Raw genomic sequence first — 22,733 nt, forward strand, 5'->3', positions numbered from 1 at the left:
CACCCATCACCTCCTCACAAGGAACCAGACGATGGGCTACCAGGAAGACATGGCACAGGCAGGCCGCCTCATCCGCGATTACGACGGCACATGGGACGGCATCAGCAGCGAGTCGATCGCTCGCATGCGCGCGCAGAACAAGTTCAAAACCGGCCTAGATGTTGCCCGCTACACCGCGCGCATCATGCGCGCCGACATGGCCGCCTACGACGCCGACCCCGCCAATTACACCCAATCGCTGGGCTGCTGGCACGGCTTCATCGCGCAGCAGAAGATGATCTCGATCAAAAAGCATTTCGGCACCGTCAAGGGCCGCTACATCTATCTGTCGGGTTGGATGATCGCCGCGCTGCGCAGCGAATTCGGCCCCCTGCCCGACCAGTCGATGCACGAAAAGACCAGCGTTCCGGCGCTGATCGAGGAAATCTACACCTTCCTGCGTCAAGCCGATGCCCGCGAACTCGGCGGCCTGTTCCGCGACCTCGACGCCGCGCGCGCTGAAGGCGACGAGCTCAAGGCCAAGCAGATCCAGGCGAGCATCGACAATCATGAAACGCATGTGGTGCCGATCATCGCCGACATCGACGCGGGCTTTGGCAATGCCGAGGCAACCTATCTGCTCGCCCGGAAAATGATCGAGGCCGGCGCCTGCGCGCTGCAGATCGAAAATCAGGTCAGCGACGAAAAGCAGTGCGGCCATCAGGACGGCAAGGTCACCGTGCCGCACGAGGATTTCATCGCGAAAATCCGCGCCTGCCGTTACGCCTTCATGGAACTCGGCGTCGAGGACGGCATCATCGTGACGCGCACCGACAGCCTCGGCGCCGGCCTGACCAAGCAGATCGCTTTTTCGAAAGAGCCCGGCGATCTGGCGGACCAGTACAACGGCTTCCTCGATTGCGAAGAGATTGAGGGCGCCGGCAACCCTGGTGACGTCCTGATCAACCGCGACGGCAAGCTGATGCGCCCCAAGCGCCTGCCCTCGAACCTCTATCAGTTCCGCGCCGGCACGGGCGAGGACCGCTGCGTGATGGATTGCATCGCCAGCCTGCAAAACGGCGCCGACCTGCTGTGGATCGAAACCGAAAAGCCCCACATTGAACAGATCGCCGGCATGGTCGACCGCATCCGCGAAGTCGTCCCCAATGCGAAGCTTGCGTATAATAATTCACCCAGCTTCAACTGGACGCTGAACTTCCGTCAGCAGGTGTATGACGCTTGGGAAAAAGACGGCCAGGACGTCAGCGCCTATGACCGCGCCCGTTTGATGAGCGTCGATTATGACGGCACCGCGCTCGGCGACGAAGCCGACAACCGTATCCGCACCTTCCAGCGCGATTCGGCGAAGCGGGCGGGCATTTTCCACCACCTGATCACGCTGCCGACCTATCATACCGCGGCGCTGTCGACCGACAATCTTGCCAAGGAATATTTCGGCGACGAGGCGATGCTGGGTTACGTCAAGGGCGTCCAGCGCGCCGAAATCCGTCAGGGTATCGCCTGCGTCAAGCACCAGAATATGTCGGGCAGCGACATCGGTGACGATCACAAGGAATATTTCGCCGGCGACGCCGCGCTGAAGGCTGGCGGCAAGCACAACACGATGAACCAGTTCGCGGCCTAAAGAGATTGGCGCGGGGCGGCATGCCGCCCCGCGCCTCCCGAGCTTTCCTGGGGAGGAAAGCCTGTCCGTCGGAAGCCGCAAGGCCTCCGACGGACATTTTTATGGCTGCGACACGCCCGCATCGTCATCGCGCGTTTTGACCAGCGACCAGATGATGCCGCCCGCGATCAACGCCACCGTTACGCCCAGGCTGACGAGCGGCGGAAACTTGTCCCCGCCCAGCACGAAGTCGGCGACGAAGATCTTCGATCCGATGAACACCAGCACCAGCGCGAGCGCATATTTGAGGTAGTGGAAACGGTGCACCATCGCCGACAGCGCAAAATACAGCGCGCGCAGGCCCAGGATCGCCATGATGTTCGACGTATAGACGATGAACGTATCGGTGGTGATCGCAAAGATCGCCGGCACGCTGTCGACCGCAAACACCAGGTCGGCCAGGTTGATGACGACGAGCGCGAGGAAAAGCGGCGTCGCTGCCAGCAAGATCTTGCCGGTCTTGGTGTCGGGCACCCGGACAAAGAATTTCTCGCCGTGCAACTCGTCGGTGATCGGCATCCGGCGCGATAGCCACTTGACGACGGGGTTGCCCGCGACATCCATCGGCTTTTCGCTCGCGAACAGCATCTTCACGCCGGTAAACACCAGAAACGCGGCAAAGATATAGAGCAGCCAGCCATATTCGGTGACCAGCGCCGCGCCCCCCGCGATCATGATCCCGCGCAGCACGATGACCGCCACAATGCCCCAGAGCAGCGCGCGATATTGATAGCGCGGCGGGATCGCAAAGGTGGTGAATATCAGCGAGATGACGAAGATGTTATCGATCGACAGCGCCTTCTCGATAAAGAAGCCGGTGTAATATTGCAGCCCCGCCTCGCCGCCCTTCGCGGCCCAGACCCAGGCGCCGAACGCCATCGCGATGCCGATGTAGAAGGCCGAGAGCTTCAGGCTCTCACCGATCCCCATCTCCTTGTTTTCTTTATTGAGCACACCAAGGTCGAACGCGGTCAGCGTGACGACAAGCGCGATAAACGACAGCCAGAACCACGCCGGGGTGCCCAGCCAGTCGGCAAACAGAAATTCCATGTTGATAGTCCCTGGATATGCCGAGCACGCCGCCTTTCAGCAGCGCGCCCGACGTTTATTATTCGAGATCAGCGCGCGAGCGCGGGACGCAGCGCGGAACGCATAGTCAGCGCCGCGAGCCGCTCCTTCACTACGAGCTTCAGCGTTTTCAGCCGCAGCAAACGGAATGGATCGGCACCGCGCCGCCGCACCTCGCGGCGCTCGGCATCGTCGAGCTGGCGATGCAGCACAGTCAGGCGATAAAGATTTGGATTAAGCGTCATAACAGGGCCTCCTGATTGGAAAAATCAAGCAGGTGACGCCGATGCCAGGACCCTGGGTTCAGGGGGGAGGAGGGCCAAAAGCATCGGTGTCACCCGATGCGGTCCGACATCACGTGGCAGGAAATATCCCGCCAGCGCCAGAGGGGCCCGGCCCGCACATCTTCTATTTAGGGAGCCGCCGCGCCGCTTGCAAGTCCCCTCGCCTCCCGCCACGCTGCGCCAGCGCCAAAGGAGGGTTTGAATGTCCGTGCTTGTCGACCGCGACGGCCCCGTCACCATCGTCACCATCGATCGCCCCGCGCGCCGCAACGCGGTCGATCCAGACACCGCCGCGGCGCTCCGCGATGCTTTCACCACCTTCGCCGCCGACGATTGCGCGCGGGTCGCCATCCTGACCGGCCGCGAAGGCCATTTCTGCGCTGGCTTCGACCTCAATGCCGTCGGTAGCAGTCGCTACGATCCCGACGGCCCCGGCCCGATGGGACCGACGCGGATGCTGCTGGACAAACCGGTGATCGCGGCGGTCGAGGGGCATGCCGTCGCCGGCGGGCTCGAACTCGCGCTCTGGTGCGACCTGCGCGTCGCCGCCGCCAGCGCAGTGTTCGGCGTCTATTGCCGCCGCTGGGGCGTGCCGCTGATCGACGGCGGCACCGTCCGCCTGCCGCGCATCGTGGGGCAAGGCCGCGCGCTGGACATGATCCTGACCGGCCGCCCGGTAGAGGCGCAAGAAGCCCACCACATCGGCCTCGCCGACCGCGTCGTCGCCGACGGTGAGGCGCTGCCCGCCGCGATCGAGCTCGCAAAGCAAATCGCCGCCTTTCCGCAGCTGTGCATGACCAGCGACCGGCTCAGCGCCTATCGTCAATGGGATTTCGATCTGGCCGGCGCCCTCGCGCACGAAGCCCGCGCCGGGGTCGCCCCGCTGCGCGAAGGCGCGGCGGCCGGCGCCAAACGATTTACCGACGGCGAAGGCCGCAACGGCAGCTTCGCCGCGCTTCAGAGGGAATGACGATGAAAATATGGATTGCCGCCGCGTTGCTCGCCCTGCCCCCAATGCTCACCGACGCTGCGCTCGCGCAAAGCCCCGACCTCCCCGTCGCTATCTATACCGACCCACCCGCCGACAAGGCGCATCCGGCGGCGATGGAGGTCGTCCATATCCCCAGCGGCGGCGTCGAAATCAACGGCGTCGTCTATATCCCCGCCGGCGCCGGTCCGCACCCGACCGTCGTCCTCTGCCACGGCCTGCCCGGCAACGAAAAGAGCCTCGACCTGGCGCAGGCGATGCGCCGCGCGGGGTGGACCGTCATCACCTTCAACTATCGCGGCTCGTGGGGCAGCCCCGGCGCCTATCGCTTTGCGCAGAATTTGCAGGATGCCGACGCCGTCCTCGCCTTCGCCCGCGACCCCGCCAACGCCGCAAAGCTGCGCATCGACCCGAAACGCCTTGTGATCATCGGCCACAGCATGGGCGGCTGGGTCACCGCGCTGACCGCCGCAAAGGAGGCCAAGAAAGCGGAGGGGCTGATCGGCGCGGCAATGATCTCCGCCGCCAACCTCGGCCGCTTCGCCCAGATGCCGCGCGACCAACTCGCGGCGGGCATGAAAGCCAACGGCCAGGAAGCCCTCGCCGGCACCTCGCCCGAAATCATGGCCGACGAACTGATCGCCAATGCCGCGGCGTTCGACTTTATGAAAGACGCCCCGTCGCTCGCCGCAACGAACCTGCTCATTCTGTCGTCAGACGACGGCCTCGCCCCCGGCACCGACGCGCTGGCCGAGGCGATCCGCAAGGGCGGCGGGACAAAGGTGAAAACGCTACACGTCGCGACCGACCATAGCTGGTCGGATGCCAGGGTGCGATTGCAGGCGGAAGTTTTGGGATGGTTGGGCACACTGGCGCGAACCAATTGAGCGCGATGCGAACGTGAACTCTGCGCTGCGCCATTGGCAGTACAAAAACATCATACCGAACAGCAGGATAGCGACAGGCCGTCTGACTGACACCGTCGAACACAAGCGAATGTCCGGTCGCTGTTGCGCGATGCGGAATTGCACCTGCGATGGCCGCGATCGGCACTGGCATCGTTTCGAATGTCGCACCAAAAGTCCGGCGCGATGGACAAGTTAAAAATGGTACGTTCATGGCCGACCAGCTATGTGCAGGACGCTGCGACCAGGGGATCATGATGACAATCGAAAAAGCCGACCAGATAGAGACGCTGCTGGATACCCCGAATCTGGCCGAAGCGCTCGAGAATGACCGCTTCAAACAGTTTCTCGATTATGTGCCGGTTGCGGTCGCCGTTTCCGAACTTCATCCCTCGGAAATTATCACTTACGCGAATCGCGAATTCGAGCGCCTGACCGGTCATCCGATTGCCGACATCGAAGGAAAAAGCTGGCGGGCGTTGCCCGGCGTCGCTGCGCCGATCGACGACGACCGGCTCCTGCGCGACGCGGTCCAGGCTGATGTCGATTATATCGGCGAATTCAGGATCGAGCAGGCGGCGGGCGCCATTGTCGTGGATGTCTGGTCGAACACGATCGAGGATGAAGATGGCACGCCGCTATACCGCCTCGTCGCTCTGGCGCCCACGGGCAGCGACCGCGAAGCGGATGCCCAAACCACGGCGCTTGCGGAGAAAGACGCCCAGCTTCGCGAGCTTCAGCATCGGGTCAAAAACAACCTGCAGATGATTACGGCGCTGATCCGGCTCGAAGCGCGCAACATCCCCGACGGCGACACAGGCGAGCGCTTCAATCGGCTTGCAGGCCGCATCGGCGCTTTGGGGGTGCTTTACGACACCTTGTCCCGAGAGAATGCCGACGACAGCATCGATCTGGGTATCTACCTTGGACAAATCGCCACATCGGTGATGGCGGCCCATGCCACCGACGGCGTGCGGCTCGACATGAAGCTCGATAGCTGGCCGGCCTCGGTCAATGTCGCGATGCCGGCAGGGCTGGTGGTCAATGAATTGCTGACGAACGCGCTCAAACATGCGTTCATCGGCCGCGATGGCGGCACCATCACTCTCCACAGCCTGATCGACGATGTTGGTTGCCATATCACCATCGCTGACGATGGCGTGGGTCTGGCCGATGGCATTGCGTGGCCAAAGCCGGGCAAGCTTGGCGCCATCATTGTCCAGTCGTTGAAGCAGAATGCGTCGGCCAAAGTTGCGGTCAGTTCAGAACCGGGCAACGGGCTGAAAGTCATCATTTCCTTTTCAAAGGCTGCTGCTGCGCCCACTGCTTAAGGGGCCGGGGCTGTCGGTTCCCGCCTACTCTTTCCCCATCAACTTCATCGCCATCGCCGTCAGCGCCTCAGTCGCCGTCGCAATCACCTTATCCGCCTCGGGCGCCCAAAACGGCGAGTGCAGGCTCGGCAGCGTCCGGCCTTCCTTTTTGGCGGCGTCATATTCGGCCTGCGGCACCCCGCCAACCCAGATGATCAGGCTCTTGATGTCCTTGTCGTCGCGCGAAAAGCGGCCGAAATCTTCGCCGCCCATCACCGGTGGGATCTGCATCACGCGTTTGTCACCAAAACTGGTTTTCAGATACGCCGCCATTTCTTCGGTGAAGTCCGGCGTGTTGAACGTCGAAGGCGTGAACTCGTCCTTTTCGACGTGCACCACCGGCATCTTGTCATCGGGCATCCCCGCCGCGATCGCTTCGCCCTTGGCGATCCGTGCGATCCCATCGAGCAAATGATTGCGCACCTCGTCGGAATAGCTGCGCACCGTCAGCTGCAGCTTCGCCTCGTCCGAAATGATATTATGCTTGGCCCCGGCGTGGAAGCTGCCGACGGTGACCACGGCGCTGTCGAGCGGACTGATCTCGCGCGATACCAACGTCTGTAGCGCGCCGACGATGCGGGCGGCGAGCACGATCGGATCCTTGGTCGTCTGCGGATAGGCGCCGTGGCCGCCAACCCCCTTCACCAAGATGTCGACGCTGTCGACATTGGCCAGCGCATAGCCCGGCGTATAGCCGATCATCCCCGCAGGGAACTGCGCCGCGTCGTGGAACGCGAGCGCGTATTGGGGCTTGGGAAAGCGCGTATAAAGTCCGTCCGCCAGCATCATCCGCGCGCCCGCGCCGCGTTCCTCGGCGGGCTGGCCGATCATCACCAGCGTGCCAGACCATTTAGCCTTGTTCGCCGCCATCAGCCGCGCGACGCCGATCCATGCGGTCATATGCGTGTCGTGGCCGCACGCGTGCATGACCCCGGTCTCGACGCCTTCTTTGGTGGTCACCCGCACCTTCGATGCGCCCGCCAGCCCAGTCTGTTCGGTCACCGGCAACCCGTCCATGTCGGCGCGAAGCAGCACCACCGGCCCGGGGCCGTTCTTCATCACCGCAACGATGCCGGTGCCGCCGACCTTTTCGGTCACGGTGAAGCCCAGCTTGCGCGCTTCGGCCGCCAAAATGCCCGCCGAGCGCACTTCCATGAAGCTGAGTTCAGGGTTGGCATGCAGATCGTCATAAATCTTCATCAGCGATGGCATCTGCTTCTGCACCTCGCCGCCCAGTTCCTGCGCGATCGCCGGCGAACCGCCCGATACCGCGAGCGCCAACGCCGCAGCGCCACTCCAGAAATTCCGCATCTGATTCCCCTGTACCAAAGGTGTTTCGATCCTAACCTAATCCGTTCGACACTAACGGGAATAAAGCGTCTTCCCAAACGACGGTTGTCAGCTCGCCGGGACCAGTTCGATCACATCGAGCAGCGATTCATAGGCCGGTGCGGGCAGCACCAGCCGCCAGCGATTTTCGCCGATCCGTTCGATCGCCCCCGCCATGTCGCGCATCCGGTCACTACCATAATTGACCGCCATCTTCTCGTCGCCGAGTTCCAGCGTCCCCAAGAAAATCTGGCGTTTCAGATTGTCGGGAAAGATCAGCCCGACGGGGCGCTGCGACCCCGACAATTTGGTCAGGCTCGACAATCCCTGTTCGGGCGCGACGCGGCAGCGGAACCAGTCATAGGCGATATAGCTGAGCCCACCTCGGCCCTTCGCGCCGACCTTGACCGTCCGGCAGCGATAATCGCCCGCGGGCAGAAACGCGTTCGGCAGCGCCGCCATCGGTTGCAGCAGCACCCCTTCGCGGTCGATGTCGGCGCCATGACCTTTCGCCCGCGCGTCGGCGAGCGCCGCTTCCCAGCTGGCGTACCAGCCGCGAATCCGCTCCTTGTCGGGATCGGTCGCCGTCGCGCGCCAGCTGCCCGCCGCGGGCGGCGCATCGGCCGCCGACGGCGGCAGCGTCGGCACCACCGGCACCGACTGGCACCCCGCGACCGTCAGCCCCAGCACAATGGCAAAAATATAGTTGGTGCGACCCATCATTCTCCGTCTCTCCCCTGATCCGGTTCCATTAACCTTAGGAGGGCAAAGGAGAATGCTCAAGGCTTGCGGCGCATTAGGCCGCGGTCCACCCGCCATCGACGCTCAGGTTCGCACCGGTGATGTTCGCCGCCTCGTCGCGGGTCAGGAACGACGCCAGCGCCGCGACCTGCTCCACCGTCACGAACTGCTTGGTTGGCTGCCCCGCCAGCAGCACATCGTTGATCACCTGCTCGCGCGTCATCCCGCGCGCTTTCATCGTGTCGGGAATCTGTCCCTCGACCAGCGGCGTCCACACATAGCCGGGGCTGATGCAGTTTGCCGTGATCCCCGCGTCGGCCACTTCCAGCGCGACGGTCTTGGTCAGCCCGACCAGCCCGTGCTTCGCCGCGACATAGGCCGACTTGAACGGCGAGGCGACGATCGAGTGCGCCGATGCGGTGCCGATGATCCGGCCCCATTTTTTCTTGCGCATGCCCGGGATCGCATGGCGAATGGTGTGGAACGCCGATGTCAGGTTCAGCGCCAGGATCAGATCCCATTTCTCGACCGGAAAATCCTCGATCGGCGACACAAACTGCGTCCCGGCATTGTTCACGAGAATATCGACGCCGCCCACATCGGCATCGGCGCGCGAAAACATCTCGGCGATCGCCTCGACCTTGGTCAGGTCGGCGCCGTCGTAGATGGCTTTGCCGCCGCTCAGCGCTTCGATTGCAACCCGCTCGGTCTCGATCGCCGCCGCATCGCCGAACCCGTTGATGATCAGGTTGGCGCCCTCGCTCGCCAACGCTTTGGCGATGCCAAGGCCGATGCCAGAGGTCGATCCGGTGACGAGCGCGGTTTTTCCTTGAAGTCGCATGGTGGGACTATCCTTTCGGTGGGGGAGCATCAGGTGATTTCGGGGTCGATTTTCGGCTTCAACATATTGGATTGCAATGCAAAACTGCCCGATCGGCCTTCGGCGACACTTTCCGCGAGCAAATGGCCGTCCTGCATCGACGCTTCGACCGCAGCGCGCCCCAGCGCCCAGTTGACCTCCATCGTCGATCGAGAAAACTCGAAATCGCGCGCGCCCGTCTGCCATTTGGGGGGCTGATGGATCAATTGGACGACGTTCAGCGCCTTGCTGTCGACCATCTTCCGCACCGCCTTGACCTCGGGCAAATCGGCGACGCTCGGCGGCAACTTCGCCAACATCCGGTCGATCAACTGATGCTCCTTGCGCCGCCGCACCAATCCGTCCGAAATCCGCCGTGTGCGACTGGAAAAACGGATGTCCTTCTCACGCGACCAAGCTTCTTCCATGTCGTGCGGCCGCTCGCCACGCGCCGGAAACAGGTCGACCTGAAACACCAGCATATCCTCTTTCGCGGCATCGACGACATGCTCTAGCGGGGTGTTCGACACCAGCCCGCCATCCCAATACCAACAGCCGTCAATCTCGACCGGCGGCAGGCCGGGAGGCAGCGCGCCCGACGCCAAAATATGCCGCGCGTCGAGCGTATCGACCTTGGTGTCGAAATAGCGGAAATTGCCGGTTTCGACCGCAACCGCGCCGACCGACAGGCGCACCTTACCATTGTTCACCCGGTCCCAGTCGACCAAGCGATTCAGCGTCTCGATCAATGGTTTGGTATCGTAAAAGCTCACCGCTTCGGGGGTTTGCCGTTCGGCGAACATCGGCGGTGGGAAGCGCGGGGTGAAAAAACCCGGAACGCCGAACGCCATCACCTGCCCCGCCGCCGCCATATGCGCCCACTCGCGCGCCCAGTCATTGTCGGCAGTGGGCAGCGACGGCATCGCCGATGACAAGCCTTCCCAGAATTCGCGCATCTTCGCGACCGCCTGATCGCGCTCGTTCCCGGCGATGATCGCGGCATTGACCGCGCCGATAGAAATTCCTGCGACCCAGTCAAGCTCGATGCCAAGCTCGATCAGCGCTTCATAAACGCCAGCTTGAAATGCGCCGAGCGCACCGCCGCCCTGCAGGACGAGCACAACGAGGTCGGGGAGCGGAAGCGCGGCGGGGGCAGCACGGCGTGGCATGAGACTCGGGGTTTCCTTTGCACCGCGGTGGGCGGCGGGCAATTGGTGCGCCGCAGCACAAACTATTGCAAGCATGTCGTCCGGTGCGAAGTCCCTTTCAATTGCCCGTCGCTGCTGTAACTATTGCGGTGAAACAGACACTTTAGCGGCGGAGAATCCCCATGCGCCTCGACGATTATGATCCCGGCGACGATATTCGCGACCTTGGCCGCGGCGGTGGTGGCGGCTTCGGCGGCGGCGGAGGCGGTGGCCTCGGTGGGCTGCTGATCGGATTTTTGCCAATGCTGATGGGCCGCAAAATGGGTTGCGGCACGATTTTGCTGATCGGCGTGGCCGCGTTTTTCCTGCTCGGCCCCGGCGCCAACATGCTCAGCAGCGGGGGCGGCACCGCCGATCCGGCGGCCGACAGCCGTGGCGGCTCTGCGGTCGCCTGCGACACGGCATCCGAACGCTTCGCCTGCAATGTGTTCGGATCGACGCACACCGTGTGGGAAGGCCTGATCAGCGGTTACCGCAAGCCCACGCTTTATTTCTACGAACAATCCGCGCGCAATTCGGGCTGCGGTGCGGCCAGTTCGGCGATGGGGCCGTTCTATTGCCCCGCCGACCAAGGCGTCTATCTCGACACCAGCTTTTTCCGCGAGCTCGATCAGAAATTCGGCGCTGCGGGCGACGCGGCGCAGGCTTATGTGATCGCACATGAAGTCGGCCACCATATCCAGACGATCACCGGCATTTCGGACAAGGTGCGTCAAGCTCAACAGCGCGCCTCGCAAGCCGAAGGTAACGCGTTGCAGGTCCGCATGGAGTTGCAAGCCGATTGCTACGCCGGCGTATGGGCCGCGCGCGCCAAGACCAGAGACGGCCAGGCCGTGCTGGAAGCGGGCGATATGGAAGAAGCCATGCGCGCCGCCAATGCGATCGGCGACGACACGCTGATGCGCTCGGCGGGCCAACGCCCGGTCCCCGAAAGCTTTACCCACGGCACCAGCGAACAGCGGATGAGCTGGCTACGCCGCGGCCTGCAATCGGGGGATCCGCGCCAGTGCGACGCCTTCGCCAGCGGCACCTGATCGCGCTGCTCGCGGCGACGCTCGCCGCGAGCAGCGCCTCGGCGCAAACACTCTACGTCGAAACCGGGCGTCTTATCGACGGCGTCACCGATACGGTGCGTACCGGTCAATGCGTCACGGTCGAGGCCGAACGTATCAAAGCGGTCGCGCCGTGCGGCAAGACCCCCGACGGCGCAACGCGGCTCGACTGGTCGGGCTTGACCGTCCTGCCCGGGCTGATCGACCTGCACACCCATCTCGCCGATCTGGGCCAAAGCGCCGACCTCGCCGCGCCGATCAAAGCGTCGCCTGCCGAAACCGCGCTCGTCGGCGCGCGCAACGCCCGCGTCACCTTGAACGCCGGTTTCACCAGCGTGCGCGACGTCGGCACCTACCGCGGCCTGACCGACGTGACGCTGCGCAACGCGATCGACCGCGGCGACGTGCCGGGACCGCGGATGTGGGTCGCGGGCGCCTACCTGACCATCCCCAAAGGCGGCGGCGAGCTCAATGGCGTGGTCCCCAATGAAGAACTTCCCGCCGACATGCGCCTCGGCGTCGCCGCGACCCCCGAAGAAGCGGCGGCGAAGACCGCCTATCTGCTCGACCATGGTGCCGATTTCATCAAGACGATCGCCACCGGCGCGGTGCTGGCGATCGGTACCGAACCCGGCGCGCCGGAGCTCACGGTCGAGCAGCTACGCGCGATCGTGAAGGTCGCCCACGCGCGCGGCAAACGCGTCACTGCCCATGCCCATGGCGCGATCGGCATCCAGAATGCGATCAACGCCGGGGTCGACAGCATCGAACACGCCAGCCTGGCCGACGAGGCGACGCTACAGCTTGCCAAGAAGCGTGGCACGTGGCTCGCGATGGACATCTACAACGGCGACTACATCGACGACGTCGGCACGAAGGAAGGCTGGCCCGAGGAGTATCTGCGCAAGAACCGGGAGACCACCGACGCCCAGCGCACCGCGTTCCGCCGCGCCGTCGAACTGGGCATCAACATCGGCTTTGCCACCGATGCCGGTGTCTATCCGCACGGGCTGAACGCGCGGCAGTTTGCCTATATGGTCCGCTATGGCATGACGCCGATGCAGGCGATCCAGGCTGCCACCGGCCACGCGTCGGTCGAGATGGGCCGGGCCGATATCGGCGCGATTGTGCCGGGCCGTTTTGCCGACATGGTGGCAGTCAAGGCCGATCCGATCGCGGATATCCGAGCGCTCGAACAAATCGACCATGTGATGAAGGGCGGCGTGATCGTCCGTTAGCAACGGTTTCGCCGCTAATATTCGACGATGATCCGAACCCGGTCGATGCTGAGGCCGGCGCCGCGTGCGATCTCTTCGCGGCTGCGGTCGATCAGTTCCTGAAACCCCTCGGGCCTGGCATCGTCCATCAGGTCAGAGATTGAGACACCGAGAATGGCAGCAAGTTTCACCATGCGGCCACGTTTGGGGCGCGCCCGCCCCTTCTCCCAGTTTGAGATCGACGGGGCGCTGACGCCCATACGCTTTGCGACCTGGGCCTGATTGAGCCCGGCCTTGGTGCGGAGCCTCTGAATGCGGGCGCCGAAGTCTTCCTCAATTGCCAGGGCTGCGCCAACGTCATCGACGCTCGGCGCCGGGACGGCGGGGCTGGTGAGTGCCGGCGCCGGGACAACGGCGCTTTTCAATTCGACCGCGCTCAGCGTCGCTGGCGAAACCGGGCCTTCGAACTGGCATCCGAAAAGCCGCCCGCTTGCCCAGATGACGACCGCGGTTATGTCGCCCCCATGCGGCAGCTCGATTTCGATCCTGTCGCACGCCACCAGCTTGACGTCACTTTCGAACAGCAGGCCCGTTCCCGAGATATTGTGAATCTGCACCTTGATGCCGGTGCCATCATTCTGCACGCCGCGGGCCAGTAGGCTGAGTTTTCGACGCGCGTCATGACGTTTGTCGCCACTGGATGCTGCCGGAAGAAAATGTCCCAAAATAGCCATATGAGATTGTTGGAGTGCGCTTGTTAAAAGAAGGTTAGCGAGAGTGACGAAAGATGGCGCTCGGCGTGAAATATCTGCGCGCCGGCTCCGGACGAGCAGAGCGGGACAGATGTAGCAGACCAAAGCCGCCGCGAGTCCGGAAACGACGAACAGGCTTGAACGCGCCCGCCGCCCCGCTAAACCGCTTTCATGCGAAACCATATCCTCTGCAGCGCGATCGCGCTCGCCGCCGCCCTTTCCACTCCCGCCTTTGCCCGGCCGATGACCGAGGTCGATCTGGCGACGCTGAAGCGCGTCGCCGCGCCGACGGCCTCGCCGGACGGCCGCTGGGTGGTGTTTCAAATGACCGAGACCGAAGCCGAAACGTACAAGCGATCGACCGGTCTATGGCTCGTCGATCGCAACGCGAAGGCTGCGAAGCCGGTCGCGATCGCCGATACCGCGGGCAAGAATGAAACCGCCCCTGCGTTCCACCCCGACGGCAACCTCTATTTCCTCTCCAACGCATCGGGCAAAAGCCAGGTCTGGCGGATCGATCCCAAGGCCGGCGACGCAGCGGCGCAGGTTACCGACGCCAATGCAGAGGTTTCGGGCTTCAAGGTGTCGCCAGATGGCAAACGTCTGCTCGTCTGGGGCGACGTCCCGCGCGAATGCACCGATTTCGGCTGCGACGCGAAAGACAAGGGCGCCCTTCCCGGTCCCGGCACCGGCCGCCTCTACAAGGACGGCACCGGCTTCGTGCGCCACTGGGACAGCTGGGAAACCCCCGGCACCTACAGCCGTCCGTTCGTCTTCAACCTCGACGGCGGCAAAGCGACCGTGGCGCGGGCGGTCGATGGCGGCTTGACCGGCGACAGCCCGTCGAAACCGTTCGGCGGCGGCGAGGAACTCGCATGGGGTGCCGACAGCCGCACCGTCTATTTCACACTGCGCAAGGCCGACAAGGACGAACCGACCTCGACCAACCTCGATATCTACAGCTGGCTGGTCGACAGCCGGATGATGCCGGCCAATCTGACGCAGGACAATCCGGCGACTGACACCCTCCCCGCCCCCTCGCCCGATGGCAAATTTCTGGCCTATGCCGCAATGGCGCGACCGGGGTACGAGGCCGACCGGCAGGTACTGATGCTCCGCAACCTTGAAACCGGCGAAACGAAAAAACTCACCGACGCCTGGGACCGCTCGGTCGGGTCGATCGCTTGGGCCAAGGACGGCAAATCACTGCTCGTCACGGCGCAGGACGTGCTCGACCACCCGGTTTTTCGCGTTGATGTAAAAAGCGGCCACCTCGTGAAACTCGAAGCCTCGCTGGCCGAATGGGAAGGCAATATCGGCGATGTCACCCCCCTCCCCGACGGCGCCATCCTCTATTCGCGCAACAGCATCGCTGATCCCACCGATCTATTCGTCCGCGCTGCGCGCGGCGGCGTCACCCGGCTAACCAACGTCAACAAGACCGCGATGGCCGAGATCGACCCGGTCGACGTCAAACGCATCAATTTCCCCGGCGCCAATGGCGACCGCGTCTGGGGCCAGATCGTCAAACCCGCTGGCACCACCGGCAAACTCCCGGTCGCCTTCCTGATCCACGGCGGCCCCCAGGGCAGCTTTGGCGAAAGCTGGTCGACGCGCTGGAACCCGCGCCTGTTTTCAGCCCCCGGCTATGCGGCGGTGACGATCGATTTCCACGGTTCAACGGGTTACGGCCAAGCCTTCACCGACAGCATCAACAAGGATTGGGGCGGCAAACCGCTCGAAGACCTCAAGCTCGGCCTCGCCGCAGCGGGGGCAAAGGATACGCAGCTCGATATTGCCAACGCCTGCGCTCTTGGTGGCTCTTATGGCGGCTATATGACGAACTGGATCGCGGGTCAGTGGCCCGATGGCTTCAAATGCCTCGTCCAGCACGATGGCGTCTTTGACGCGCGCGCGATGGCATATGAGACCGAGGAACTATGGTTCGACGAATGGGAGCATGGCGGACCTTATTTCGATGTTCCGCAAGAATATGAAAAATGGAACCCGGTGAACCATGTCACCAAATGGAAGACCCCGATGCTGGTGATCACCAGCGAAAAGGATTTCCGTATTCCTTACACGCAGGGACTCGCCACGTTCACCGCGCTTCAGCGCCGCGGCATTCCATCGCAGTTGCTGGTCTTTCCCGACGAAAATCACTGGGTGCTGAAGGGTCAGAACAGCGTCCAATGGTATGGCACGGTATTCGACTGGTTGGACACGTATCTTAAGAAATAGGACGGCTTTTCCTCTCGTCGTCACCCCGGACTTGATCGGGGTCTCGCTTTTCAACGTCGCAGAGCGGGATCCCGGATCAAGTCCGGGGTGACGAGGCGGGAAGGTGAGGCATTGCCCCCTTGCCGCCTCGCCCCTCGGCTGGCAAAGCGCGGCGCATTATGCCGATGGAAAAAACATTCGATCCCGCCGCGATTGAGGCGAAATGGGCTCACGCTTGGGAAAGCCGCGGGCTGTTTCGCCCGTCGCGCCCCGATGCCACCCCCTTCACGATCGTCAACCCGCCGCCGAACGTCACCGGCGCGCTGCACATCGGTCATGCGCTCGACAACACGTTGCAGGACGTGCTCGTCCGCTACGAACGGCTGCGCGGCAAAGATGCCTTGTGGGTGGTCGGTATGGACCATGCCGGCATCGCGACGCAGATGGTCGTCGAGCGCCAGCTGGAAGCGAGCCAAGACAAGCGTACTAATTACAGCCGCGAAGATTTCATCGACAAGGTGTGGCAGTGGAAGGCGGAAAGCGGCGGCCAGATCACCGGCCAGCTCCGCCGCCTCGGCTGTTCGATGGACTGGAGCCGTGAGCAATTCACGATGGACCCGCATTTCACGCGGGCCGTGGTCAAGGTGTTCGTCGACCTCCACAAAAAGGGGCTGATCTACCGCGACAAGCGCCTCGTAAACTGGGACCCGAAGCTCAAGACCGCGATTTCGGATCTCGAGGTCGAGACGCACGAGATTCAGGGCGGCTTCTGGCACTTCAAATATCCGCTCGCCGACGACGTGACGCTGGATGACGGCCGCGATTATATCGAGGTCGCGACGACGCGTCCCGAAACGATGCTTGCCGACATGGCCGTCGCCGTGAACGCCGACGATGCGCGCTATCAAAGCGTCATCGGCAAGTTTGTGACGCTGCCGATCACCGGACGCCGCGTTCCGATCGTCGCCGACGACCATGCCGATCCCGAACTGGGCAGCGGCGCGGTGAAGATCACGCCGGGGCATGATTTCAACGACTTCGACGTCGGCAAGCGCGCGGGGTTCAAGGCCGGCGAGATGCTCAATATGCTCGATGGCGACGCGAACGTCATCCAGACGAGCGACGGGCTGATCCCCGCCGAATATCTCGGCCTCCATCGCTTCAAGCGCGACGGCACCGACGGCGCGCGCGAACTGGTCGTGACGCGGATGAAGGAAGCGGGTTTCCTGATCCCGCACACCGACAAGGACGGCAACGCGCACGACGCCGAACCGCGCACGATCCAGACCCCGTTCGGCGACCGCGGCGGCGTGGTGATCGAACCTTGGCTCACCGACCAATGGTATGTCGACGCCGAAACCCTCGCCCAGCCCCCGATGGCCGCGGTGCGCGATGGCCGGATCAACATCGTCCCCAAGACGTGGGAAAAGACCTTCTTCAACTGGATGGAGAATATCCAGCCCTGGTGCGTGTCACGCCAGCTGTGGTGGGGGCACCGGATTCCGGCATGGTATGCCGATGACGGTCGCATCTTCGTCGCCGAAACCGAGGAAGAAGCACAGGCGCAGGCCGGTACAGGCGTCGCGCTCGAACGCGACCCCGACGTCCTCGACACTTGGTTCTCCTCGGCTCTCTGGCCCTTCGCCACCCTCGGCTGGCCCGAGGATAGCGACCTTGTGAAGCGCCACTACCCGAACGACGTCCTCATCTCCGGCTTCGACATCCTGTTCTTCTGGGATGCGCGCATGGCGATGCAGGGGATGGAGTTCATGGGCGACGTGCCGTGGAAGACGCTCTACCTCCACGGCCTCGTCCGCGCGCCCGACGGCGCGAAGATGTCGAAGTCGAAGGGCAATGTCGTCGACCCGCTCGGGCTGATCGATCAATATGGCGCCGACGCGCTGCGTTTCTTCATGGCGGCGATGGAAAGCCAGGGCCGCGACATCAAGATGGATGACGCGCGCCTTGCGGGCTACCGCAATTTCGCAACCAAGCTGTGGAACGCCGCGCGCTTCTGCGAAGCCAATGGCATTTCGGCCTCGACCACCCTCGAAGCTCCCGCCGCGACGCTGCCGGTCAACCGCTGGATCATCGGTGAAGTCGTGGCCGCCGTTGCCGCGATGGATAAAGCCTTCGCCGACTACCGCTTCGACGAAGCCGCAAACACGATCTACAGCTTTGCCTGGGACCGTTTCTGCGACTGGTATCTCGAGCTGATCAAGCCCGTTCTTTCCCCCCTCCCGCTTGCGGGAGGGGTCGGGGGTGGGCCGACTTCTGAACTGGCATATGAGGACATGCCCACCCCTAGCCCCTCCCGCGAGCGGGAGGGGGACGATGTCGTCGAAACCCGCGCCGTCGCCGGCTGGGTGCTCGACCAGATCCTCGTCATGCTCCACCCCTTCATGCCTTTCATCACCGAAGAGCTGTGGACCGGGCTGGGCGACCGCACCGATTACCCGCTGATCACGGCCAAATGGCCCGCGCCGGACGCGGTACGCGACGCCGACGCCAGCGCCGATATTGACTGGCTGATCAAACTCGTCAGCGAACTCCGCACCGCAAAGGCCGAACTCGGCCTGCCGCCTGGCGCGCGGTTGACGGCGCATTTCCCCGCGTCGCTCAAGATCCGCACCGACAAGCTTGCCGCGCAGCTCGACCGTCTCGCGCGCCTCGAGACCATCAGCTTTGACCCCGCCCCCGCAGGCGCCTCGGCGCAGCTCGTCGTCGAAGGCGAGACGATCACCGTTCCCCTCGAAGGTGTGATCGACATCGCCGCCGAACGCGACCGCCTGAGCAAGGCGCTGGCCGCCGCGGCAAAGGAACGCGACGGCCTTGCGGGCCGCCTGAACAACCCGTCGTTTGTCGAGCGGGCCAAACCCGAAGCCGTCGAAAAGGCGCGCGCCGATCATGCCGCGAAAGAAGCCGAAGCCGACCGCCTCACCGCCGCATTGGCAAGGCTGGGGTGAGCGAACACCACCATTCCTCCCCGCTCGCGGGGGGGTGGCAGCCGGAACGGCTGACGGAGGCGGGTGGCGTCCTTGCGAAACGTCGCGTCAGGACGCGGCCCCCCTTCACCACCCCCGGATCAAGCCCGGGGGCGGTCCCCCTCCCTGTTCCGGGGAGGATCGTTTGACCGAAAACGTCACGCCGACACCCGTCGCGGTGGCGAGCGACCCCGCGTCGGCGCCGATCCCCCCGCGCCAGACCGCGCGCGGCGGTATGGACCTGACCAGCGGCCCGATCACCAAAACACTGATCGTCTTCGCGCTGCCGACGCTCGCCTCGAACGTCCTGCAAACGCTCTCCGGCTCGGTCAACTCGATCTGGGTCGGACAGTTTCTGGGCAACAGCGCGCTGGCCGCGACCGCCAACGCCAACATCATCATGTTCCTGATGTTCGCGACCTTTTTCGGGTTCGGGATGGCGGCGACGGTGCTGATCGGTCAGGCGATCGGGCGCGGCGACGTTGACGCGGCACGCCGCGCCGCGGGCGGGGCCATCGGCCTCGCACTGCTCTTTTCGCTCGTGATCGCGGTCACCGGCTGGTTCGCCTCCGATGCGATCCTGCGCCTGCTTGAAACTCCCGTCGAAGCGTTCACGCTCGCGCATGATTATCTGCGCGTCACCTTCATCGCGGTGCCCGCCAGCATGTTGATGGTGACGCTGAGCATGGCGTCGCGCGGCGCCGGCGATGCGATAACCCCGCTGCGCTTCATGATCCTGACCGTTGTGCTCGACATCGTCCTCAACCCGGTGCTCATCCTCGGCGTAGGCCCCATCCCGGCGCTCGGCATCGCCGGCAGCGCGCTCGCCACCGCTGTCGCCGGCACGATCAGCCTGCTCGGGATGATCGCGTGGTTCTATGCCAAAAAACATGTGCTGTGCCTGCGCGGCGCCGAACTCGCCTATCTTGCTCCCAGCTGGCCCGAACTGCGCTTCATCATCGGCCGCGGGCTGCCGATGGGCGCGCAGATGCTGGTCATTTCGGGCGCCGGTCTCGTCATGGTCGGACTGGTCAATCGCGAGGGGTTGGTCACCGCTGCCGCTTATGGCGCGACGCTGCAGCTGTGGAATTATGTCCAGATGCCTGCGCTCGCGGTCGGCGCTGCGGTCAGCGCGATGGTGGCGCAGAATATCGGCGCCGGGCGCTGGGACCGGGTATCGACGATCACCAACAGCGGCATCAGCGTCAATTTGGCGATGACTGCGGTGCTGATCGTCCTGCTCCTGCTGTTCGATCGCGCCGCGCTGACGCTTTTCCTCGGCAGCGACAGCCCGGCGATCGATGTGTCGCGCCATATCCAGCTGATCGCGACATGGGGCTTTTTGCCATTTGGCGTGACGATCGTGCTGATCGGCACCTTGCGCGCCAACGGCTCGGTCGTCCCGCCGCTGATCATCCTGTTTCTGTCGTCGTTTCCGATCCGGCTTGGGCTCTATTATCTAAGCTATCCCTGGCTCGGCGGCGACGCGATCTGGTGGAGCTTTTTGGTATCGATGCTCGCGTCCATGGCGATGGCGTTTGCCGTCTATAAGCGCGGCAACTGGCGCCGCACATTGCCGCAACCCGCCGGTTGAACTTTCGACCAAAGCGCGCGCACCTTCGACTGGCGGCCCGGTGCCTGCTAGCCTTCCGACCGCCTTAGGGGCTAGAGCAGGCGCAATGAACATGACCCTTCGCAAGGATGCGCTGCGCGATCAGCGTGCAAAAATGCTGGCGGCCGAGCCCGATTGGCGCGCCTCCGACGCGCGCGTCAATCCGCGGGTCGCGATCGGATCGATCATCGCCATGTGGCTGATCTATTTCCTGATCACGACCGGACTCGGGCTGCTCACCGGTGTTCCGGAACAATGGTCGTCGGCCGGACGGCGCGGGATCGTCGTCGTTGCCGGCATCTTGTGCACTTTCGTCCTCTATCAGCTGCTCCAGCGCGCCCAGCCGCAAAGCTTCGGCGCGCGCCTTGCGGCGGCGCTCGGCGCGGCGGTGCCGTTGGTCATCGTCTATGCGTCGGTCAATCTGCTGGTCTTTTATTACTGGTTCCCGGTATCCGAAGCCGGGAAGATTATTGAAGAAATGCAGGCAAAATTCCCCGGCGCCTGGGAAACGGTGCTGATCCTCGACAGCTCGATCCGCTGGTACTTCTTTTTCGCTGTCTGGGCCGCACTCTATGTCGCGTTCGGCTACGCCAACGAGATGCGCGCAGTCGAACGCCGCGCCAATCATTTCCGGCTCGAGGCGAAGAATGCCCAGCTGCGGGCGCTGCATTATCAGGTCAATCCGCACTTCCTGTTCAACACGCTCAATTCGCTGTCGGCGCTCGTCCTGCGCGGTTCGAAAAGCGAGGCGGAGACGATGATCATGAACCTGTCGTCGTTCCTGCGATCGAGCCTGGCGGTCGATCCAGAACAGCTGGTCAGCCTTGATGAAGAGATCGCTTTCCAGCGACTCTATCTCGACATCGAGCAGACGCGTTTCCCTGACCGCTTGCAGGTCGAGGTGACGATGCCCGACGAACTGAAGAACGCCTGCGTTCCGGTGCTGATCCTGCAACCGATCATCGAAAATGCGATCAAATATGGCGTCGCCCCAACCAAGGGCAAAATCGCGATCCGCTTGCACGCCAGCGCAGAATATGGGCTGCTGGTGCTGCGGATCGATAATGATATCGACGCCAAGGCGCCGGTTCCTGCTTCGGGGACCGGGCTTGGCCTGGGCAACGTCCGCGAACGCCTGCTCACCCGCTATGGCCCCACCGCCGGGTGCGAATGGGGGCCATCGGACGAGGGCGGGTTCGCGGTGTCGCTTTGGCTGCCGCTGACCCGCGAGGTTTGCCCATGATTCAGACCTTGCGCACCCTGATCGTCGATGACGAACCGTTGGCGATCGAACGGTTACAGATATTGACCGGGCAACAGGATGGCGTGTCGCTGGTCGGTACCGCCAGCGACGGCGCGTCGGCGCTCCGTATGGTCGATGCGCTGGCCCCCGATCTGGTGCTGTGCGACATCGCGATGCCCGATCTCAACGGGCTGGAGGTTGCCGCCGCGATCGATCGGCTCGACAATCCGCCCGCGGTGATTTTTGTGACCGCGTTCGACCAATATGCAGTCGCCGCGTTCGACGTTGCGGCGGTCGATTATCTGCTCAAACCGGTGTCGCCCGATCGCCTTGCCCGCGCGCTGACGCGGGTGCGCGAATGGAGAGCCACCGAACGCGCGCCGACGCAGAAAAGCAAATGGATCAACGAATTCTGGGTCCAGAACCGCGGCGAAATGCTGCGCATCGACGCAGGCCAGGTCGATTTGATCGAGGCTGAGCGCGACTATATGCGGCTCCACGTCGGCGCGCGCAGCTGGCTCATTCACCAGACGATCAAATCATTGGAAGCGCGGATGAACCCCGATCAGTTCATGCGCATTCACCGCTCGAAAATGGTGCGCCGCGACGGCATTGTCGGGCTGAAACATCATGGCGACGGTGCATGGAGCGTCGATCTGGGCGACGGCGGCGTCCACCGCGTCGGCCGCACCTATCTCCACGACGTGAAAGCGATCATGCACGGAGCATGATCGCTTTGCGTTGGGCATCGTGCGTTCCGCCGTCAGGGTGCAGCGACGATGATCGTCTGGCCGCGATCGGCGAACCGCGCCCCGTCGCCGTTGATCAGACCGGCCAGCTTGATGTCGGCATCGGCCATCGTGACATTCTCGCATTCCAGCGACTGCGCACGCTCTTGCAACGTTTGCCGGTAATTCGGATGGATGTTGCATACCTTGCGCACAGCCGATTTAACCCGCGCGTTGAGCCGGTCGCGACCGTCGACGCTGGCCAAGTTGAGATCGTGGTAGCGCACGACGACAGTGCGTCGCTCGCCGTCGTTTTCGGCCGCTGCCGGGACGCTCAGTCCGATACACGCCACCGGCGCGCTCAGCAGGATCAGGGATAGTTTCGCCATGGGGGAGTCCTCTCGTGGGGGATGATGCGGGACACGAAGGACCGGACCGGGGAGACCAGCGCCTCCGCATCCCGCAATCTGTGGATGCTCCGATTGGGGCGCCGAATCACGCGCGGTTCGA

General features: G+C 63.6%; 19 protein-coding genes. 11 read left to right on the plus strand and 8 right to left on the minus strand.

All coding sequences use genetic code 11. The annotated features are described in order from the left end of the window. The first annotated feature begins 31 nt into the window (after positions 1–31). On the plus strand, positions 32–1,624 hold the full coding sequence (locus tag ACQY6T_RS06530) for an isocitrate lyase (RefSeq protein WP_428629672.1): 1,593 nt from the start codon (positions 32–34) through the stop codon (positions 1,622–1,624). A gap of 99 nt (positions 1,625–1,723) precedes the next feature. On the opposite strand, the gene ACQY6T_RS06535 is transcribed toward ACQY6T_RS06530, so the two are convergent. After that, the gene (locus ACQY6T_RS06535; protein ID WP_428629674.1) at positions 1,724–2,713 is read right to left on the minus strand and encodes a TerC family protein; all 990 of its coding nucleotides are present in this window, start codon (positions 2,711–2,713) and stop codon (positions 1,724–1,726) included. 68 nt (positions 2,714–2,781) lie between these two features. Beyond that, entirely contained in the window at positions 2,782–2,976 is a 195-nt protein-coding gene (locus ACQY6T_RS06540; protein ID WP_428629676.1) for a DUF465 domain-containing protein, read from the minus strand. A 241-nt stretch (positions 2,977–3,217) separates the two neighbouring features. Here ACQY6T_RS06540 and ACQY6T_RS06545 point away from each other — a divergent pair, with 241 nt between their 5' ends. The 3 genes from ACQY6T_RS06545 (at position 3,218) to ACQY6T_RS06555 (ending at position 6,239) form a co-directional block, all read left to right on the plus strand. Next, positions 3,218–3,985, plus strand: a complete 768-nt coding sequence (locus tag ACQY6T_RS06545) for a crotonase/enoyl-CoA hydratase family protein (protein WP_428629677.1) — start codon at positions 3,218–3,220, stop codon at positions 3,983–3,985. 2 nt (positions 3,986–3,987) lie between these two features. After that, on the plus strand, positions 3,988–4,890 hold the full coding sequence (locus ACQY6T_RS06550; protein ID WP_428629679.1) for an alpha/beta hydrolase family protein: 903 nt from the start codon (positions 3,988–3,990) through the stop codon (positions 4,888–4,890). A 275-nt stretch (positions 4,891–5,165) separates the two neighbouring features. Next, the gene (locus ACQY6T_RS06555) at positions 5,166–6,239 is read left to right on the plus strand and encodes a sensor histidine kinase (protein WP_428629681.1); all 1,074 of its coding nucleotides are present in this window, start codon (positions 5,166–5,168) and stop codon (positions 6,237–6,239) included. 24 nt (positions 6,240–6,263) lie between these two features. Here ACQY6T_RS06555 and ACQY6T_RS06560 read toward each other — a convergent pair whose 3' ends face one another. From ACQY6T_RS06560 to ACQY6T_RS06575, 4 genes are all read right to left on the minus strand, one after another. After that, a complete protein-coding gene (locus ACQY6T_RS06560) occupies positions 6,264–7,589 on the minus strand; it encodes an amidohydrolase (protein ID WP_428629683.1) in 1,326 nt (441 codons plus the stop codon). 87 nt (positions 7,590–7,676) lie between these two features. Next, complete coding sequence (locus ACQY6T_RS06565) at positions 7,677–8,330, minus strand: DUF4893 domain-containing protein (RefSeq protein ID WP_428629684.1); 654 nt, start codon at positions 8,328–8,330, stop codon at positions 7,677–7,679. Positions 8,331–8,403: 73 nt separating this feature from the next. Then, complete coding sequence (locus tag ACQY6T_RS06570) at positions 8,404–9,189, minus strand: 3-hydroxybutyrate dehydrogenase (RefSeq protein ID WP_428629686.1); 786 nt, start codon at positions 9,187–9,189, stop codon at positions 8,404–8,406. Between the two features lie 29 nt (positions 9,190–9,218). Then, positions 9,219–10,376 carry a patatin-like phospholipase family protein gene (locus ACQY6T_RS06575; protein WP_428629688.1) on the minus strand — a complete coding sequence of 386 codons (1,158 nt, stop codon included), beginning with the start codon at positions 10,374–10,376 and terminating at the stop codon, positions 9,219–9,221. A gap of 161 nt (positions 10,377–10,537) precedes the next feature. On the opposite strand from ACQY6T_RS06575, the gene ypfJ reads away from it, so the two are divergent. Beyond that, positions 10,538–11,449 (plus strand): KPN_02809 family neutral zinc metallopeptidase, encoded by a 912-nt coding sequence (gene ypfJ, locus ACQY6T_RS06580; RefSeq protein ID WP_428629689.1) that lies wholly within the window; start codon positions 10,538–10,540, stop codon positions 11,447–11,449. Next, positions 11,422–12,705: an amidohydrolase family protein gene (locus ACQY6T_RS06585; protein WP_428629690.1), complete on the plus strand. Its 1,284-nt coding sequence runs from the start codon at positions 11,422–11,424 to the stop codon at positions 12,703–12,705. The genes ypfJ and ACQY6T_RS06585 overlap by 28 nt, the downstream gene beginning before the upstream one ends. Before the next feature lie 14 nt (positions 12,706–12,719). On the opposite strand, the gene ACQY6T_RS06590 is transcribed toward ACQY6T_RS06585, so the two are convergent. Further along, complete coding sequence (locus tag ACQY6T_RS06590) at positions 12,720–13,619, minus strand: helix-turn-helix domain-containing protein (RefSeq protein ID WP_428629691.1); 900 nt, start codon at positions 13,617–13,619, stop codon at positions 12,720–12,722. Here ACQY6T_RS06590 and ACQY6T_RS06595 point away from each other — a divergent pair. The 5 genes from ACQY6T_RS06595 to ACQY6T_RS06615 all read left to right on the plus strand — a co-directional run bounded on the left by ACQY6T_RS06595 (position 13,608) and on the right by ACQY6T_RS06615 (position 22,226). Continuing rightward, positions 13,608–15,677 carry a prolyl oligopeptidase family serine peptidase gene (locus ACQY6T_RS06595; RefSeq protein ID WP_428629693.1) on the plus strand — a complete coding sequence of 690 codons (2,070 nt, stop codon included), beginning with the start codon at positions 13,608–13,610 and terminating at the stop codon, positions 15,675–15,677. The genes ACQY6T_RS06590 and ACQY6T_RS06595 overlap by 12 nt on opposite strands. Positions 15,678–15,835: 158 nt before the next feature. Continuing rightward, positions 15,836–18,622 (plus strand): valine--tRNA ligase, encoded by a 2,787-nt coding sequence (locus ACQY6T_RS06600; protein WP_428629695.1) that lies wholly within the window; start codon positions 15,836–15,838, stop codon positions 18,620–18,622. Between the two features lie 163 nt (positions 18,623–18,785). Continuing rightward, entirely contained in the window at positions 18,786–20,234 is a 1,449-nt protein-coding gene (locus ACQY6T_RS06605; RefSeq protein WP_428629697.1) for an MATE family efflux transporter, read from the plus strand. 85 nt (positions 20,235–20,319) lie between these two features. Continuing rightward, positions 20,320–21,495 carry a sensor histidine kinase gene (locus ACQY6T_RS06610; RefSeq protein ID WP_428629698.1) on the plus strand — a complete coding sequence of 392 codons (1,176 nt, stop codon included), beginning with the start codon at positions 20,320–20,322 and terminating at the stop codon, positions 21,493–21,495. Next, positions 21,492–22,226, plus strand: a complete 735-nt coding sequence (locus tag ACQY6T_RS06615; protein ID WP_428629699.1) for a LytR/AlgR family response regulator transcription factor — start codon at positions 21,492–21,494, stop codon at positions 22,224–22,226. The genes ACQY6T_RS06610 and ACQY6T_RS06615 overlap by 4 nt, the downstream gene beginning before the upstream one ends. A gap of 32 nt (positions 22,227–22,258) precedes the next feature. Here the strand turns inward: ACQY6T_RS06615 and ACQY6T_RS06620 are convergent, their stop codons facing one another. Continuing rightward, on the minus strand, positions 22,259–22,612 hold the full coding sequence (locus ACQY6T_RS06620; RefSeq protein ID WP_428629701.1) for a UrcA family protein: 354 nt from the start codon (positions 22,610–22,612) through the stop codon (positions 22,259–22,261). Positions 22,613–22,733: the final 121 nt, after the last annotated feature.

Source organism: Sphingopyxis sp. (genome assembly GCF_965279725.1).
Lineage (GTDB): Bacteria > Pseudomonadota > Alphaproteobacteria > Sphingomonadales > Sphingomonadaceae > Sphingopyxis.